The 15,102-nt window shown below is 69.5% G+C and carries 14 protein-coding genes and 1 pseudogene; 5 read left to right on the top strand and 10 right to left on the bottom strand.

Annotated elements, in window-relative coordinates:
• Nucleotides 1–26: 26 nt before the first annotated feature.
• The 7 genes from OG852_RS32150 to OG852_RS32120 all read right to left on the bottom strand — a co-directional run bounded on the left by OG852_RS32150 (nt 27) and on the right by OG852_RS32120 (nt 6,243).
• On the bottom strand, nt 27–359 hold the full coding sequence (locus OG852_RS32150; RefSeq protein ID WP_133911612.1) for a hypothetical protein: 333 nt from the start codon (nt 357–359) through the stop codon (nt 27–29).
• A gap of 201 nt (nt 360–560) precedes the next feature.
• Nucleotides 561–1,202 (bottom strand): hypothetical protein, encoded by a 642-nt coding sequence (locus OG852_RS32145; RefSeq protein WP_330349795.1) that lies wholly within the window; start codon nt 1,200–1,202, stop codon nt 561–563.
• 9 nt (nt 1,203–1,211) lie between these two features.
• Complete coding sequence (locus OG852_RS32140) at nt 1,212–3,794, bottom strand: hypothetical protein (protein ID WP_330349794.1); 2,583 nt, start codon at nt 3,792–3,794, stop codon at nt 1,212–1,214.
• Nucleotides 3,791–4,177, bottom strand: coding sequence for a DUF6507 family protein (locus OG852_RS32135; RefSeq protein WP_330349793.1), 387 nt, complete (start codon nt 4,175–4,177; stop codon nt 3,791–3,793). The genes OG852_RS32140 and OG852_RS32135 overlap by 4 nt, the downstream gene beginning before the upstream one ends.
• 33 nt (nt 4,178–4,210) lie before the next feature.
• Entirely contained in the window at nt 4,211–4,525 is a 315-nt protein-coding gene (locus OG852_RS32130; RefSeq protein WP_133911613.1) for a pore-forming ESAT-6 family protein, read from the bottom strand.
• Between the two features lie 52 nt (nt 4,526–4,577).
• Entirely contained in the window at nt 4,578–4,910 is a 333-nt protein-coding gene (locus OG852_RS32125; protein ID WP_133911612.1) for a hypothetical protein, read from the bottom strand.
• A 145-nt stretch (nt 4,911–5,055) separates the two neighbouring features.
• On the bottom strand, nt 5,056–6,243 hold the full coding sequence (locus tag OG852_RS32120; RefSeq protein WP_133911611.1) for a SpoIIE family protein phosphatase: 1,188 nt from the start codon (nt 6,241–6,243) through the stop codon (nt 5,056–5,058).
• Between the two features lie 247 nt (nt 6,244–6,490).
• Between OG852_RS32120 and OG852_RS32115 the strand changes: the two genes are divergently transcribed.
• Nucleotides 6,491–7,702 carry a GNAT family N-acetyltransferase gene (locus tag OG852_RS32115; RefSeq protein WP_330351534.1) on the top strand — a complete coding sequence of 404 codons (1,212 nt, stop codon included), beginning with the start codon at nt 6,491–6,493 and terminating at the stop codon, nt 7,700–7,702.
• A gap of 43 nt (nt 7,703–7,745) precedes the next feature.
• Here the strand turns inward: OG852_RS32115 and OG852_RS32110 are convergent, their stop codons facing one another.
• Together OG852_RS32110 and OG852_RS32105 are read right to left on the bottom strand one after the other, a co-directional pair.
• Nucleotides 7,746–8,555, bottom strand: a complete 810-nt coding sequence (locus OG852_RS32110; protein ID WP_133911609.1) for an Fpg/Nei family DNA glycosylase — start codon at nt 8,553–8,555, stop codon at nt 7,746–7,748.
• A 248-nt stretch (nt 8,556–8,803) separates the two neighbouring features.
• Complete coding sequence (locus OG852_RS32105; protein ID WP_133911608.1) at nt 8,804–9,292, bottom strand: ribose-5-phosphate isomerase; 489 nt, start codon at nt 9,290–9,292, stop codon at nt 8,804–8,806.
• Nucleotides 9,293–9,445: 153 nt separating this feature from the next.
• Between OG852_RS32105 and OG852_RS32100 the strand changes: the two are divergent.
• Together OG852_RS32100 and OG852_RS32095 are read left to right on the top strand one after the other, a co-directional pair.
• Nucleotides 9,446–10,930 (top strand): annotated as a pseudogene (locus tag OG852_RS32100) (amino acid permease).
• A gap of 317 nt (nt 10,931–11,247) precedes the next feature.
• On the top strand, nt 11,248–11,481 hold the full coding sequence (locus OG852_RS32095) for an LPXTG cell wall anchor domain-containing protein (RefSeq protein WP_443064584.1): 234 nt from the start codon (nt 11,248–11,250) through the stop codon (nt 11,479–11,481).
• A gap of 158 nt (nt 11,482–11,639) precedes the next feature.
• Here OG852_RS32095 and OG852_RS32090 read toward each other — a convergent pair whose 3' ends face one another.
• A complete protein-coding gene (locus OG852_RS32090; RefSeq protein WP_330349792.1) occupies nt 11,640–12,215 on the bottom strand; it encodes a biotin transporter BioY in 576 nt (191 codons plus the stop codon).
• Nucleotides 12,216–12,640: 425 nt separating this feature from the next.
• On the opposite strand from OG852_RS32090, the gene OG852_RS32085 reads away from it, so the two are divergent.
• Both OG852_RS32085 and OG852_RS32080 read left to right on the top strand, forming a co-directional pair.
• Nucleotides 12,641–13,846 carry an ROK family transcriptional regulator gene (locus OG852_RS32085; RefSeq protein WP_330349791.1) on the top strand — a complete coding sequence of 402 codons (1,206 nt, stop codon included), beginning with the start codon at nt 12,641–12,643 and terminating at the stop codon, nt 13,844–13,846.
• 195 nt (nt 13,847–14,041) lie between these two features.
• Complete coding sequence (locus OG852_RS32080) at nt 14,042–15,097, top strand: ABC transporter substrate-binding protein (protein ID WP_133911604.1); 1,056 nt, start codon at nt 14,042–14,044, stop codon at nt 15,095–15,097.
• The last annotated feature ends 5 nt before the right edge of the window (nt 15,098–15,102 follow it).

Raw genomic sequence — 15,102 nt, 5'->3', positions numbered from 1 at the left:
AACCGAACCGGACTCAGGCCGCACGCTCAGCGCGCACCGAACCGCGCCGCATCGAAGTTCGCCGCCGACATCTGCTGCCGCGCGTTGTCACCCTGCTCCTGATCACCCGACGAGAACGCCGAGTCCATCCCCGACTGACCACCCAGAATCCCCGACAACGACGCGTTCAAATCGTTCGCGATCTCATCCGCCCGCGCCTTGAACTGATCGAACATCGCCCGACCCGTACCGTTGAACTTCCCCTCCAACGGCGTCGCCGCCTGCACCAACTGCTTGATCAACGAACCCAGATCATCACTCGACCCACGCGAATCACGCTGCAACGTCGACAACGTCTGCGCACCCATGTCGAACTTCATGAAGGCCCCCGTTCGGCTCACTCGTCTCACCTAGCGCGCACTGCACGCAGACTCATGCCTATCAACTGACCGATTGCCTGTGCAATCGGGGGTGACGATCCGCACAGAGACACCACAAGTCCATGACCAACGCATGGGGACACAGGGGCCGTTCACCCCCAAACCACCCTCACCCCCCAGCCACAGGCATCGGGCCACCGCTCACAGCATGTCGGTGAGGTCGGGGCCCAGCCCGTCGATCAAGTCAGGCATTTCCAACCCGTATCCCTCCGCCCGCCCGAAGTACGTCGGATCACCGGGCTCGGCGGCCGCACCGAGCATCAATTCGAGTTCCTGAAGGGCAGCGGCCAGACGAGGAGCGTTTCGCCTCTGTACGTCCGGGTGCGGAACTCCACCGAAGTCGCAGTAGCCCCAGACATCGTGGAACACGGCGACTTCCGCCGCCAGATGACGCTCATCGGCGTAGACGGTGAGTCCGACGAGATCGGGCTCGCTGTGCTCCGTGCCTCCCGCGTCGATCCAGGTTCCCGTCCCGGACATTGTCAGCGCGCCGATCTCGGCATCCGGGAACCCCACGGGGCGACACTGCTGAATACGCTGAGCGAGTTCGGCTTCATTCAGTTTTCCCCGAAGCGCGAGACCGGTGGTGACTCCGACGCTGCCGCGCCCAGCAACGAGCCATTGCCACTTCAGCGTGTCCGGCTCCATCAGACCATGGTCACGCAGAAGGGAGGACATTCGCACTGCGGTCATCAAGGCAGAGTCCAGACCTGGCTGCGCGAACGCGTCCAGCTCCCATTCCCACGAGGCGCACTCAACAGGTGCGCGCATCAACGCAGACATACGGATTCCTTATGGATAGATCTGGCCGCCGGGCGGAATGGTGACCGAGCCGTCCCGGAATCGGATCTGGAAGACCGCTCCCGTCCTCTGAGCGTAGAACTCGACGTCCTTGACGGTTGACTCGGTGAGAGCGGCCCGCGTGTCGTGCACGTCCAGAATCGCGACCTTTGGGCCGTCGATGTCGCCGCCCAGCTGCTTCTGAGCGATCTTACGCGCCGCGGAACCAATGCCGTGCTCATGCTGCACGTCCTTGAGCTGGCATCCGTACTTGATCTCGTCTCCCGACTTCACCAGAACGTCGAGGTCCAGATTCTCCTTCGGCAGCTTGTGCTCGAAGGCCAGATCCTCCACCCCGTGCGCCCTCAGCTCCGCCGCGTACTCCATCGCTTGGTGAACTGCGGGAAGCATCCCCTTCTGCTTGGTCTGGTTGAGCAGTTCCCGGTAGCCCGGGCAATCGGCGAAGTCCCCGCGGGCGATGTGCTCGGCCACTCCGGCGCCGTACTCCCCCTTGCGCAACTGGGTCAGCAGGCGCTGCTGGTCCTGCGCCGACATCTTCGCTCGATCCAGCGCGGCCTGGACCCCGGCTTCCTGGTGCGGCGTCATGGGGCCGGTCGGAGGACTGGCCGCATGGTCACCCTCGCTGACCCTTTCGGAGTCCCGGAAAGGCTCGTGCCCGCCACCCGGGGTGTCTCCCGGAACACCGCCCTCGCCCGACCCGCCCGACCCGCCCGGGCCGCTCTCGTGGCCGCCTGGCGTGCTGCCGCCCTCATGGCCGTGTCCCGCCGAGCCGGTCTGCTCATGGGTACCGGTGGTCGGACCGTCGTGGTGAGATCCCGAACCGTCGCCGTGCTGGGTTCCAGGGCCTTCGCCGTGGCCGGTCGGTGGCTCATGGCTCGCGGAGGGGCCCGAGCCGTGCTCGTGGGCCGAACCACCGGGGAGCTGGTCGGTGGCGTGGACGGTTGGGAGGTCGTGGCCCGCGTGGACCGCCGGTGTGGTGGTCACGTCGTCGCCGACACGGCCGATGTCGCCGAGGTCGGTGTCGAGGCTGTTGCCGAGGTTGATTTGCTGGGCCCCGGATTCCGCCGTGTGGGTGCCGGCGCCGACGAGGGCCGGTTCCTTGGCCGGGGAGTCGACGTGGGGCGTGTCCGCGCCGGAGGCCGGGGTGTGGGGGTCGGGCTGGTCGACGATGTCGCCGGGGCCGTCCTGGGCCTCCTTGAGGACGGTGCCGTTCTCGTCGAGGAGGTTGCCCTGGGGGTCGTAGTAGCGGGCCGGGGCGCCCGCGTCCGTGGGGAGCTTGACCGAGCCCTCCGGCAGGGCGGGGGCGTGGTCGGGCAGTTTGACGTTGCCGTCCGGGAGTTTGGTCGCGCCCTCCGGGAGCGCCGCGCCCTCGGGCAGGTGGAACGTCCCGTCGGGCAGCTTGACCGTCCCCTCGGGGAGGGTGATCGCGTTCTCCGGCAGCTTGGGGATCTCGATGTTCCCCATGCCTTTCAGCGCCTTGCTGATGTCGCCGATCTTCGACAGGCCGGCGCCCGCGCCCTTGGCGATGTACGTCATCGGGTCGATGACCTTGCCCGCCTTGCCGGCGATCGACAACGCCTTCGCCACCGCACCCGCCTTGCCCGCACCCGCCGCCGCACCGCCCGCGCCGCCGGTGAAGACCGTGGTCAGGACGTTGAAGGTGACCGCACCGGCCGCCCGGCCGGGGTTCTTGCCCCACTCGTCCCACGCCACCAGCGCCTTGCCCGTCTCCTTCATCGCCGTGCGCGAGTCACGGATCCAGGAGGGGAGCTTGTCGTCCGGGATGAGCCAGAACGCGGTGCCCACCCCCGGGACGGACGCCAGCGCCAGACCCGTCGCCAGCTGCGCGAGACCCTTCCACGCCTGGCCCATCGCGTCCCAGCCGCCGAAGCCCACCAGCGTGCCCAGGCCCTTGATCGTGCCCCAGATGCCGTCCACGATCAGGCCGTCCCACACGAACGACTTCACCCAGTGGCCGACCTCGTACCAGTGATGCCTCTCCTCCACCGGGTCACCCCAGGGAAGCTTCGCGTTCTTCAGGTCCTCCGCGTTGAAGCCGTACTGGTCCTTACGCTCCGAACCGTCCCCCGCCACCATCTGGGTCCCGCCCCAGATCGCCGTGATCTTGTTGTGACAGGTCCGCTCCGCCGCCCAGAACGCCGCCACCGTCGCCGTGATGTCGTCCCGCAGCCGATTGTGCTCATCGACCTTGTCCTCGTCGTACTCCCACTCGTCGTCGTCCTTCACCGACGCCACGAACGTCGAAGCCTTCGTCTTCAGCTCCAGCAGCTTCGACACCAGCGGACGGATCTCCGTCGCGTAGGAGGACAACGCCGACGACACCGTCTCCAGGTCGGTGGCGAAATCGTCCGCCCTCGTCCTCACCGGCTTCGTCGTCGCGAACAGCTGCTCCGCCTCGGGCGCCTTGTAGAACGCCGACAGACCCTGGAACTGGGCATCCACATCACTGCCCGTGGTCCGGACATCGCCCGCGTCCTTCTTCAACGCGGCATGATCCAGCTCCAGTTGGAACAGATTGCCGGTGAACTGAGGAATCTCCTCCGGCTTGATCACGCCTTGCCCGTCCCCGGCATGTCCGGCTTCGGCGCCTTGAGCGTATTGCGCTGCGCCTCCAACGCCATCTGCTCATCACCGTTCAGATACGCCGTCGTGGCATCCACCACGCCCTGCAGCGACTTCCCCGCACGAGCAGCCACGTAGGACAGATCCTTCGACGCCCGCTCCGCGTACTGCGACAACGCCAACGCCACCAGACCACCCTGCGCCTGCTCACCACCCGCCGCCGGCGCATCCGCGGAAATCGTCCCCGCACTCGACGCCGCCGACGTCAGATGCTCACCGAACGCCGTCGCATGCTTCTGCAGATGCGACGCCGTCTCCCCCGTCGTCTTCAACACACCCGAAATACCCTGCGGTTGCAGATCCCAGCCCGGCACCCGCCACACCCCCGTTCCCTACCAGAAACTCCGTCAGCCGATGTTGTCCACCGCGGCCTTCGCCCGCTGGATCGTCGACTGCGCCGTACCGTCGTTCTGCTCCAACGTCGACTTCAACAGACCGATGATGTTCCGCACCTCAGTCGACGCACGATTCCACCGCTGCTCCTTGCCGTGATACTCATCCGCCACCCCATCAGCCGTGAAATCCGCCATCGCAGCCTTCACCTGACGATCACGCTGACCGATCACCTCCTCCAACCGCGCCACCACCGCCTGGATGTTCCCCTGCGCATCCGCAGACGCACCCGTGTCATACGACCGACGATCCGAACCCGCACCAGCCATCACACACTCCCCGTAGAACCGAAAGAAACCGAACCGGACTCAGGCCGCACGCTCAGCGCGCACCGAACCGCGCCGCATCGAAGTTCGCCGCCGACATCTGCTGCCGCGCGTTGTCACCCTGCTCCTGATCACCCGACGAGAACGCCGAGTCCATCCCCGACTGACCACCCAGAATCCCCGACAACGACGCGTTCAAATCGTTCGCGATCTCATCCGCCCGCGCCTTGAACTGATCGAACATCGCCCGACCCGTACCGTTGAACTTCCCCTCCAACGGCGTCGCCGCCTGCACCAACTGCTTGATCAACGAACCCAGATCATCACTCGACCCACGCGAATCACGCTGCAACGTCGACAACGTCTGCGCACCCATGTCGAACTTCATGTGGAACCCGCCTCCCCCGGTGAGGTCTGACTGTCACGTCCTGCGCACCGCACGCAACTCCGTCTGTACTCCATCTGTAGCAAGTCCTCGATCGCCGATGCAATCGCGAAGCGGCAGTAGTTACAGGGGTGGCACAAACGGAGGGTCAGGGAACGGGCGTTGTGGCCGTCGCCGTCGGGCCCTCGCGGCAGACCAGCAGCAGGGCGCGGTCGTCGTTGACGTCCTTGGCGACCGCCTCGATGAGGTGCCAGGCGGCGCCCTGGAAGCCGCCCGCGACATAGCGGTCGGCCTCGCCGGTGAGGCGGTCGATGCCCTCGACGATGTCGCGGTCGGAGGTCTCCACCAGGCCGTCGGTGAAGAGCATGAGGACGTCTCCGGGGCGCAGGGAGCCCTTCACGGGGTCGAACTGGGCGCCCTCGTAGACGCCCAGCAACGGGCCCTCGGCGGCCTTCTCCTCCCAGCGGCCGCTGCCCGCGCTGAGCTGGAGGCCCGGCGGGTGACCGGCGGAGTAGAGCTCGTAGTCGCCGGAGTCGAGGTCGAGGACGAGGTGGATGGAGGTGGCGAAGCCCTCGTCCCAGTCCTGGCGCAGGAGGTAGCCGTTGGCGGCCGGGAGGAAGGCGTGCGGGGGGAGGGAGCCGAGGAGGCCGCCGAAGGCGCCCGACAGGAGCAGGGCGCGTGAACCCGCGTCCATGCCCTTGCCGGAGACGTCCGTGAGGACGACCTCCATGGTGCGGCCGCCGTTGGTACGGGCCGCGACGACGAAGTCACCGGAGAAGGACTGGCCGCCGGCCGGGCGCAGGGCCATCTCGCGGTGCCAGCCGTGTGGCAGTTTCGGCAGCTTGCTCTGGACGCGGATGCGTTCGCGCAGGTCGAAGAGCATGGTGCCGCCGCGTCTCCAGGGCACCCCGACCCGGCTGCGGAACTGGGCGATGAGCAGGCCGAAGAAACCGCATGCGGCCACGACCAGGACCACGCCCGGGGTGACCCGGGAGGGGCCTTGGGTGTACGGGCCGAGCTGGACGGACTCGACGATCAGGGCGGTGGCCGCGGCCGCGTAGAGGCCGAGCAGGCTGGACGGGCGCAGCAGCAGGCCGCCGGCGACGATCGGCAGGACCAGTGCGGCCGGTGAGCACCACACCGAGTTGGCGAGGGTGGTGACCGCGATCAGGGGAACGGTGAGCAGGAGGAAGGCCAGGGCGATCCAGTCCGAACCGTCACCGCGGAAGTAGTCGACGGCGCTTCTGCGCACGCCGGTGCGGACCCGGTGCATGAGGTGCTTCAACCGGGCCGTCAACGTCTCGGCTTCCGCGCGCCGCTGTCGTCCTTCTGCCATTAGTTCGGGACCCTATCCATCCAACCCACCGCTTGGCACGGGAGGTCCCACTTGTCCCCCGTCCGAGGTTCAACTTCACAGTGAACTTCATGGAAAGCGCTCACGTGGCACGGAGGGAGAAATTCCCTGGCTCGTCCCGCATTGGGCTGCTAGGCATGGAGGCATGACGACTGGGGCGACGACGACAGGGTCTACAGGCCGCGCGACCTCTTCCGGCGCTTCGGCGGACCCGGGGGTCGAGCTGCGGGTGCTGCGGTCCGAGGACTGGGACCAGTGGTACGACGTCCTGCTGCGCGCCTTCGGCGGGACCGCGGAGCCTGCCGAGGAACGGGAGCTGTGGCGTCGGCTCACCCCCTGCGAGCGGTCCGTCGGCGCCTGGGACGGCGGGGAGCCGGTCGGCACGGCGGGGGCGTTCGACTTCCGGCTGACCGTGCCGGGCGGGGCCTCGGTGCCGGCGGCGGGCGTGACGATGGTCGGGGTGAGCGCCACGCACCGGCGGCGCGGGCTGCTGACCGCGATGATGCGGAGGCAGTTGGACGACATCCGGGCGTGGGGCGAGCCTCTCGCGGTGCTGACCGCGTCGGAACCGGTGATCTACGGCCGGTTCGGGTACGCGGCGGCGACCTTCGGTCTGCACGCCGAGATCGACACGGGTCGGGTACGGCTGTCCGTGCCGGCCGGTACCGACGACGTGCGGCTGCGGTACGTCGATCCGCGCGCCGCGCTCGACAGGTGCGAGGCGGTGTACGCGCGCACGGTCGCCGCGCGTCCCGGGATGCTGGCCCGGCGGCCGGGCTGGGAGCGGCTGGGGGTGGTGGAGGCGGAGACCGAGCGGGACGGGGCGTCTCCCACGCAGTGCGTGCTGGCCGAGCGGGACGGGCAGGTGACGGGTTTCGCCCGCTTCCGGGTGCGGCCGCAGTACACGGACGCCGGGCACAACGGACAGGTGGAGCTCCAGGACCTCGCGGGGCTGGACCCGGTGTCGGAGGCGGCGCTGTGGCGGTTCCTGTTCGGGATCGATCTGACGACCTCGCTGAAGGTGCGGGCGCGGCCGATGGACGAGGCGTGGCAGTACCAGGTCTCCGACATCCGGCGGTGCGGGTTGCGGGTGCGGGACCAGTTGTACGTACGGCTGGTGGACGTGGGCGCGGCGCTTCAGGCGCGGACGTACCAGGCGCCGGTGGATGTGGTGCTGGAGGTCGAGGACCCCTTCTGCCCGTGGAACGCGGGGCGTTGGCGGCTGTCGGGCGATCCGAAGGGCGCGGTGTGCGAGCGTACGGCGGACGCGGCCGACCTCGTCCTGTCGGTACGGGAGCTGGGGGCGGCGTATCTGGGTGGGGTGAGCCTGGCAGCGCTCGGTGCGGGCGGGCGGGTGCGCGAGGTGCGGGAGGGGGCGCTTGCGGCGGCGGCCGTGGGGTTCGGGTCGGCGGTGGCGCCCTGGCTGCCGCACGGCTTCTGAGCCGCGCGGGGTTTCGGTTCTTCTGGTTCCGGTTCCTCGGGTTTCAGTTCTGCTGGCAGGTCGGGCACCAGAAGAGGTTGCGGGCGGCGAGGTCGGCGGTGCGGATCTCGTCGCCGCAGAGGTGGCAGGGCTGGTGGGTGCGCCGGTAGACGTACACCTCGCCGCCGTGGTCGTCGACGCGTGGCGGGCGGCCCATCGCCTCGGGGGTGTGCTCGGGGCGGACGGTGTCGATGCGGTTGTTGCGGACGCCCTCGCGCATGAGGGCGACGAGGTCCGTCCAGATCGCGTCCCACTCGGTGGGGGTGATGTCCCTTCCCGGGCGGTACGGGTCGATGTGGTGCCGGAAGAGGACCTCGGCGCGGTAGACGTTGCCGACGCCGGCGATGATCTTCTGGTCCATGAGGAGGGCGGCGATCGTCGTACGGCTGCGGGAGACGCGGGCGTAGGCCCGGGTGGGGTCGGCGTCGGGGCGCAGGGGGTCGGGGCCGAGGCGGGCGTGTATGGCCTGTTTCTCGGTGTCCGTGATGAGGGCGCAGGTCGTCGGGCCGCGCAGGTCGACGTAGGCGGTGGGGTTCGCGAGGCGGAGGCGGACGGTGTCGGTGGGTGGGGGTGCGGGGGCGGGGCCGAAGGTGACCTTGCCGAAGAGGCCGAGGTGGATGTGGATCCACTCGTCGTCCCGGAAGCCGAGGAAGAGGTGTTTGCCGTGGGCCTCGGTGGTGGTGAGGCCGGCGCCGTCGAGGAGCGCGGCGGCGTCGGAGAACTTGCCCTGGGGGCTGGTGACTCGGGGTGCCGTTCCGGTGAAACGGTCGCCGTAGTCCAACGCCAGCCGGTGAATCGTGTGCCCCTCTGGCAAGGTCCCGTGTCCTTTCCTACCGATCTTTCCCCACCTACCCACCCGTCTGGCTCGGGAGAGAGGGAACCCAACGGGCGGGAGAGCCGCCCCGGCCTCGCCGCCTCCGCCCGGAGCCCCCTGGGCCCCCGGGGCCGCGCGCCAGGCTCGCTTTCGGTCGGCGGCTCCCGGAGGGGCTCGGTGGATGGAGAGTCGGCCTCAAAACCCGTGGGCGGGGAGCGGGTGGGCCTGGAATCCCCGACCCGGTGGGGTCAGTCCTGGTGGGGGTGGTGGGGCGGGATGGGGGGCAGGTCGCCGGTGGTTTCGTAGGCGGCGAGCATGTCGATGCGGCGGATGTGGCGCTCGTCGCCCGAGAACGGCGTGGCGAGGAAGGTCTCGACGAACTTGGTGGCCTCGTCCGTCGTGTGCATACGGGCGCCGACGGCGACGACGTTGGCGTTGTTGTGCTGGCGGCCGAGCGACGCGGTCTCCTCGCTCCAGGCGAGGGCCGCACGGACGCCCTTCACCTTGTTCGCGGCGATCTGCTCACCGTTGCCCGAACCGCCGATGACGATGCCGAGGGCGTCCTGGTCCGCGGCGGTCCGCTCCGCGGCGCGGAGGCAGAAGGGCGGGTAGTCGTCCTGGGCGTCGTAGATGTGGGGGCCGCAGTCGACCGGGTCGTGGCCCGCCGCCTTGAGCCATTCGACGAGGTGGTTCTTGAGTTCGAAGCCGGCATGGTCCGAGCCGAGATACACGCGCATGGGATGAGTGTGACATGCGGGTCGCGGGGTAGCAGCGCGGGGTTGGCGCGGCCCCAACCTACCAGGCGAACCATGGAAGCTCAGGAAAACCTCAAGTAACGATCTGGAATCAAAGGTTCACGAATCCATCCACCTCCGTTTCACTGGCGTGCCATGACTTCTCAGCCCACCCTCGCTCAGGCCGAGCACGGCACCGGAGGCCCCGGGAACACCGGCGACCCCGGTTCCGGCCTCCAGGCAGGTCTCAAGAACCGGCATCTGTCGATGATCGCCATCGGCGGCGTCATCGGTGCCGGACTGTTCGTCGGATCCAGCTCGGGCATCGCCACCGCGGGCCCCGGGATCCTCCTCTCCTACGCCCTCGTCGGCACGCTCGTGGTGCTGGTGATGCGGATGCTCGGGGAGATGTCCGCCGCCAACCCCACCTCGGGTTCCTTCTCCGCACACGCCGACCGGGCGCTCGGCCGCTGGGCCGGCTTCTCCATCGGCTGGCTGTACTAATTCTTCTGGGTCGTGGTGCTGGCCGTGGAGGCCACCGCCGGCGCCAAGATCCTCGAGGGCTGGATCCCGGCCGTACCGCAGTGGGGGTGGGCACTCCTCGTGATGGTGGTGCTGACCGCCACCAACCTGGTCTCCGTCGGCTCCTACGGCGAGTTCGAGTTCTGGTTCGCCGGGATCAAGGTCGTGGCGATCGGCGCGTTCATCGTCGTCGGCGGCCTGGCCGTGTTCGGCGTCCTGCCCGGTGTCGACAGCGACAAGGCGGGGCTCGACAACCTCACCGCGCACGGCGGCTTCCTGCCGAACGGGCCCGGGGCCGTCCTCACCGGCGTCCTGCTCGTCGTCTTCTCCTTCATGGGCAGCGAGATCGCGACCCTCGCGGCCGGCGAGTCCGAGAACCCGCAGCGGGCCGTCACCAAGTCCACCAACAGCATCATCTGGCGGATCGGCGTCTTCTACCTCGGCTCGATCTTCGTCGTCGTCACCCTGCTGCCGTGGGACGACAAGTCCATCGCAGAGAAGGGCTCGTACGTCGCCGCCCTCGACTCCCTCGGCATCGCGCACGCCGGTCAGATCATGAACTTCATCGTGCTGACGTCGGTACTGTCCTGTCTCAACTCCGGCCTGTACACGGCCTCCCGGATGGCGTTCTCGCTCGGCCGGCGCGGCGACGCGCCCAAGGCGTTCGCGCGGGTCAACGGCCGGGGCGTGCCGAGGGCGGCGATCCTGTCCTCGGTCGTGTTCGGCTTCGTCGCGGTGTTCTTCAACTACCTCGCGCCGGACACCGTCTTCCTCTTCCTGGTCAACTCCAGCGGTGCGGTGGCCCTGTTCGTCTGGCTGGTGATCTGCTTCTCGCAGCTCCGCATGCGGCGGATCATCCAGCGCGAGGCACCGGAGAAGCTGGTCGTGCGGATGTGGCTGTACCCGTACCTGACGTGGGCGACGGCCGCGCTGATCGTGTTCGTGCTCGGGTACATGCTGACCGACACCGAGGGCGAGAGCAGCGGGCGTACGACCGTGCTGCTGTCGCTGCTCGTCGCCGCGGCGGTGGTCGCCGTCGCCCTGGTGAAGGAGAGGGTCGCGAAGGCGCGGGCCGCCCGGGACGCGGCCGAGCCGGCCGACGCGGTCACAGCACCGTAAAGCTCTCCTTCACCTCGTCGTACGTCTTCAGGGCGTCCGCCTCCACCCCCCGGCTGGTACCAGGTGTTGATCTGGTACGACGTGCCCGCCCGGTCGAAGCCGAGCAGCCGGGCGTGCCAGCGGGTGCCCTGGAGCGTGAACGTGTACTCCCAGAGGACCGCCGGGCGGCCCCGGAACGTCGTCCGTTCCAGGCGGATCCTGCGGTAGTCGCGGCCCTGCCGGGCGTTCCGCTCGGAGGTCCGCCAGCTCTCCAGCAGGTCGCCGCGGGCCAGGGAGGACTTGGCGGCGAGTTCCTGGGTGCCGTCGGGCGAGGTGTAGTGCACCTCCGCGCCCGTCTTCACGTCCCGCCGCCGGCCCTTGGGGGTCGCCCAGGCGAAGCCCCCGGCCCGCTGCTGCTCGGTACGGACAACGCGCCCCCGGCGCCCGCCGGTGACGAGCTGCCGAAGACCGGCGTCGGCCAGGACCTGCTGCCGCTCGGCGCGACCGGGGCCTTTCTGCTCGTGGCGGGCGCGGCCGGGCCGTGGTGGGCCCGGCGGCGCCCACAGAACTGACGCGCATCGCCGACCGGGGACCCTCGGGCGGGCCGCCTCCTTCGCCTTCGCACGCCGGTGATCGGGGCGACGGGCCGTTCCCCCCGGAAACGCGGAAGAGGCTCGCCGGGATCACCTCGCGGTACGACCCGGCGAACCCCTTCGGGAGGTGGACCGCCTCAGCGGTTCGCGAACTTCCAGGTCGTCGGCAGCAGGCCCATCGCCAGGAGCGCCTTGACGGCGTCACCGATCAGGAAGGGGGTGAGGCCGACCGCGATCGCGGTGGAGAGGGGGAGGTCGGCCGCGTAGGCGAGGTAGGGGACGCCGACGGCGTAGACGATCGCCTCGCCGATCAGCATCGCGCCCGCGGTGCGCCACACGGTGCGGTCCGCGCCCCGGCGGGCGAGGGCGCCGACGGCGGCGGAGGCGAGGATCATGCCGAGGATGTAGCCGAAGGAGACGGAGATCCCGGAGGCGCCGCCCGCGAACCACGGCACACCGGCGAGGCCGGCCACCGCGTACAGGACGAGCGCGGAGACACCGCGGCGGGCGCCGAGGGAGGTGCCGACGAGGAGCGCGGCGAAGGTCTGGCCGGTCACCGGCACCGGGGAGCCGGGGACGGGCACCGAGATCTGGGCCGCGAGGCCGGTGAGCGCGGCTCCGCCGAGCACGAGCGCGACGTCACGGACACGGGACGCGGGCAGGAGGTCGGCGAGGACCTCTCCGGGGCGGGCGCCGGCGGCGGCGGTGCTCATGGGGACTCCGCGGGGAGGAGGGGAGGTTGGGGACGTCGTGACGCTATCCCAGGGGCCTTCGGTCGCCCACCGTCGACGGTCGACAAAGAGGGCGACGGGAGCTTGATGGGATCCACACAAAGGATGTCCGCTACACCGGCCCAGGCGTGACAACGATCACTGAGGTGAAGAGGTTTCGCTCACCGGGCGCCATGTCAGGGGATTGTGAACTCTCACCAAAGGAATCCTAGTGCTCTGGTCGGATTCCCCTTTCCTGCCCTACCCTTCCAGCCATGGTGGTCGCCCAGTCCCTGAACCTCACGTCGCGTCGCTATGTCGACCTGCGGCGCCAGGGCACGGCCACCTGTCGCCGCCCGGTCTGAGGCGGGCCCCGACCCGCCTCGGCTTCCGAGACGTGTCGGCCCCGTTCCCGAGGACGGTCAACCATGCCCCGCACCGCGGCTCCCCCCGCACCCCGTAAGTCCCCCGTCCCCCGTGTCGCCGACAGCGACCGGCGGCGCACCAGCGCCAGCGTGATCCTGCGGTCCGTGCTGGAGCACGGCCCCGTCGCGCGCTCCACCATCGCCCGGCTGACCGGGCTGTCCCCGGCCGCCGTCACCGACCACTGCACCCGGCTCACCGCGCTCGGTCTGATCCGGGAGTCGGCCGTGCCCCGGCGCAGCAACGGCGTCGGCCGCCCGCACGTCCCCGTCGACCTGGACGACTCGCGGTTCGTGGTCGGCGGGGTGCATGTGGCCGTGCCGTACACCACGGTCGCGCTGCTCGATCTGCGCGGACGGGTGCTGGCGCGCCGTGAGTTGAAGCACCGGGGCACCGAGCCGCACGAGGTGCTGGCGCGGGCCGCCGAGGGGCTGGCGGGGCTGCTGGACGAGGCGGCGGGCAGCCGGCCGCTGGGGGTCGGGGTCGCGGTCGGCGGCTGGGTGGACCGGGACTCGGGGACCGTCGTCGAGCATCCGCTGCTGGGCTGGCGCGAGGTGCCGGTGCGGGAGTTCCTGGGGGCGCGCACCGGGCTGCCGGTCCATGTGGACGGGCACGCGCGGGCGTTGGTCGACGCGGAGCGCCTGTTCGGGCGGGCGCGCGGCAGCCGCAGTGTGCTGCATCTGTTCGTGGGGAACGTGGTCGACGCGGCGTTCGCCACCCATGACGAGGTGCACCACGGCCCCCGTTCCCAGGCGGGGGCCGTGGCGCATCTGCCGCTGGCCGGCGGCGCCGAGCCGTGCGTCTGCGGCCGGACGGGCTGCCTCCAGGTCGAGCTGAGCGAGCGGACGCTGTGCCGACGGGCCCGTGAGGCGGGGGTCACGGACGGGGTGAACCCGATGGACGTGCTCGCCGCGGCGGACGCCGGGAACCCGGTGGCGGTGCGGCTGTTGCGGGAGCGGGCGCGGATGACGGGACGGGCGGCGGGGCTGCTGCTGGACGTCCTCAACCCGGAGCGGGTCGTCGTCACCGAGGTGGGTGTGCTGTTCCGCGAGGACTGCCTGGCCGCGCTGCGGGAGGAGGTGGGGGCGGAGCGCGCCTCGTGCGTCGCGCCCACCAGTTTCCGGGACTCCGTGCTGGCCGTGGCGGGCGGCGCGGTGGCCCTCGACGTCCTCTACCGGGATCCGCTCACCGCTTCACCCGAACCCAATTAATTCAGAAACTCCGAATGTTGACAGGCGCAGCGATCGGAACGGACCATGATTCCATGAGCTGTCGCACTCTCTGTTGCTGACGCCCCGGTGCGCCGGGAGCGCGCCCTTCTTCCTGCCTTTCTCCGCGTGAGTTCCCTTTTCCGTCCCTGGAATTCCGCATGCCTTTTTTCGCCGCTTTCCCTGAGGGGTTCTCCCATGCCTTCGACCTATGACCGCCGGCTGTTCCTCGCCTCTCTGCTCGGCGCCGCCGCCGGTGTCGCCGGGCTCAGCGGTTGCGCCGAGAGCACCGCCGCCGCCACCGGCAAGGGCGCTTCCACGGCTCCGCTCGCCGCCAAGGTGCCCTCCGGCACCAGCCTGAAGATCGCCTCGTACCAGAACGTCCAGCAGCTGCAGTTCAAGCTGGCGAAACTGCCCGACCTGCCTTTCACGGTGTCGAGCTGGGTGAACATCGGGGCAGGTCCCGATGTCATCAACGCGTTCCGGGCGAAATCCCTGGACCTCGCGAACAACGCGGGCATCCCGCCGATCCAGGCGCATTACCAGGGTTACGACGCGAAGATCGTCGCGATCAACATCACCCGCAAGCCGAACTATCTCTTCGCCACCAAGCCCGGCAGTGACATCCACACCGTCGAGGACTTCAAGGGGAAGAAGCTGGCGTTCTCGCAGGGCCAGGCGCAGGGTGTCGTGCTGCTGCGGGCGTTGAAGAAGGCGGGTCTGAAGTACGACGAGGTGACGCTGGTCCCGCTGACGAGCAACCAGTTCCTGACGGCCCTGCAGTCGGGTCAGGTCGACATCGCCCCGCTCGCCAACAGCCAGGCGCCCGCCTACCTCCAGCAGTACGGCTCCAAGGGCGCCCGCACGGTCACCACCGACGTCGTCGACCTGCTGAACCTGCTGTGGGCGCCGGTGTCCGTGCTGAACGACGAGGCGAAGGCGGCCGCGGTCGCCGCGTACATCCCGCAGTGGGCCAAGGGCCAGGTGTGGCAGTACGAGAACCCGGACGTCTGGAACGAGGAGTTCTACGTCAAGACGCAGAACCTGACGCTCGCCCAGGCGAAGGCGATCTCCGACCTCGCGAACAAGCCGCTGTTCCCGCCGAGCTGGGACGAGGCGATCGCCTGGGAGCAGGAGACCGCCGATCTGCTCGCGGAGGGCGGCTTCGTGAAGAAGTTCGACGTCTCCTCCCTCTTCGACCACCGCTTCGAGGGCATCGCCGCGAAGTCCGTACCCGCCGAGTACCGGAGCTGACCGCC

Source organism: Streptomyces sp. NBC_00582, from assembly GCF_036345155.1.
GTDB lineage: Bacteria > Actinomycetota > Actinomycetes > Streptomycetales > Streptomycetaceae > Streptomyces.
This window is presented reverse-complemented; position numbering and strand designations above follow the sequence as displayed.